Source organism: Endozoicomonas sp. SESOKO3 (assembly GCF_024606255.1).
Genome location: NZ_JAHHPR010000731.1, coordinates 1 through 1,737 on the forward strand (window position 1 = coordinate 1; position 1,737 = coordinate 1,737).

Annotated in this window: 2 protein-coding genes and 2 pseudogenes; all 4 read right to left on the reverse strand. The window is 49.6% G+C overall.

All coding sequences use genetic code 11. The annotated features are described in order from the left end of the window. Positions 1-264 precede the first annotated feature (264 nt). Positions 265-621 (reverse strand): transposase, encoded by a 357-nt coding sequence (locus KDK18_RS12885; RefSeq protein ID WP_306670934.1) that lies wholly within the window; start codon positions 619-621, stop codon positions 265-267. 172 nt (positions 622-793) lie between these two features. Continuing rightward, positions 794-1,339: pseudogene (locus tag KDK18_RS12890) on the reverse strand (transposase). After that, positions 1,308-1,478: an IS66 family transposase zinc-finger binding domain-containing protein gene (locus KDK18_RS14780; protein WP_373691173.1), complete on the reverse strand. Its 171-nt coding sequence runs from the start codon at positions 1,476-1,478 to the stop codon at positions 1,308-1,310. The pseudogene KDK18_RS12890 and the gene KDK18_RS14780 overlap by 32 nt, the downstream one beginning before the upstream one ends. Further along, a pseudogene (locus tag KDK18_RS14785) lies at positions 1,476-1,628 on the reverse strand (hypothetical protein); the annotation flags it as partial. The gene KDK18_RS14780 and the pseudogene KDK18_RS14785, both read right to left, overlap by 3 nt. Between the last annotated feature and the right edge of the window lie 109 nt (positions 1,629-1,737).

A 1,737-nucleotide genomic window follows, 5' to 3' on the forward strand; every position in this document is an offset into this window, starting at 1 on the left:
AGGGAGTATACGGTTTGTAGCCGTATCGAGGGTTCGAATCCCTCCCTCACCGCCATTTTCTCTCATAATTTATTGAATTTTCAATGGTTAATTATCCGAAAATACTTTTTTCTTAAAGTGTCCAAAAAATGCCTATTCTTTGACGGATTCAATCTTACGGCATCTGCCAGATGATCTTTGCTCAACTCGACATACTTGGTCGTCATCTTGATATCGAAACAACTGGGTCTTGTAATGTAAGCGGTATTTATGACCCACCTTGATTCAGGCTGGCTTTTGATTCCAGGGCAACAACAGCCCGATATCTTCAACGGATTCTGCCCTCGGCAAATAAGTGAAGACTGTCTTCAGATAATGGCAGGGCTCTAATCCACAGGCTTTTGCTGTTTCCACCAAGCTGTAAAGACTGGCACTGGCTTTGGCTCCGTCATTACTGTTACTGAACAACCACGCCTTGCGACCCACCACGAACGGGCGGATCGCATTTTCAGCCAGATTATTATCCATACGCAGGTAGCCCTCATCACAATAACGGATGAGTTTTTCCCATTGGTTCTTCAGGTAATGAAGAGGCTTACCCAACAAGGTTTTTGGACGCACCCGGGGCAACGATTTATCCAGCCATTATCGCAGCTTCTGCAGAACCGGCAAGCTTTGCCTCCTGCCGTAATCTTATTCGTTCTTAGGGAGGGCTGTCTTTTATCTCGTGTTCTATTTGGTAGAGCTGCGGATATAAGACGGCCCCATATGGCTTTTGCCGGTTTTGTTTTTATCTTTCTGCCCCTTGATGGCTTCATCGAACGTGCGACGTGCGTGAGCCCGGCAGCCCTGATTGATGACTCCCTCCTTCTTCATAACCATCGGTTTGCAGGTAGCCCTGAAAGCCATCCAGCAGTCTTACCGGGACTGAGCCGCTGCGGCCAGGAGCGTAATCAAACAGAATGATCTTTTGATTTTTCACCGGTTCAGCCACCTGAACCTAGATGTACGACCGACTTTGGGCCGTCTTCCCCTCCTCTTTGAGTACCTGGGTGACGGTTTCATCGCAATGGATCAGGGGCGCTTCCAGCAGCTTGTCCCGCATCAGGTTGATTAACGGCTGCAACAGATCACCACAGCGCACCATCCACAGGGAGGGAGTAGCACGGGCAATATCAACACCCAGACGAGCCAGGATAAATTTCTCCTGACAGTATAGAGGCTGTCCGTCGACGTATTTATAGGTGGCAATAAATGCTAACAGCCCCGGTGTAGGAATACTGGCTGGTATCGGCTGGGCAGGCAGTTTGGCTGTTTTTACACCGTTTTCACAGGACCGACAGCCGTATTTGAACCGCACATTCTGGATAACCCGGATTTTGGCCGGGACGATCCAGTTGCTCAGTGACCTCTTCGCCTTTGCGATGAAGTTCACTACCGCAGCAGCTGCAGTTTTTTTCATCGTCACGGATGTCGTGCTGTTCCCGGACTCTGGGCAAATTTTTGGGCGGTGGTTTTCTGCCTTTCTTCTGACGAGCGTGTCCTGCAACCGTGACGCTTTCTTCGGGTTCCAGCTCAGGTTGTTCCGGTTGGTCTTGCTCGGCTTCTTTAAACAGTTCCTGCTGATCCGGCGAGGTCTTTTCGCTGGAGGCACCAAACTGTTAATGCAGAAGAATGCGAAGGCGTTCTTCCAAGAATGCGTTATTTGCCAGAACAGAGTGAACCCAAGCAATCAGCTCGGGGTTATCATCGGGTAAG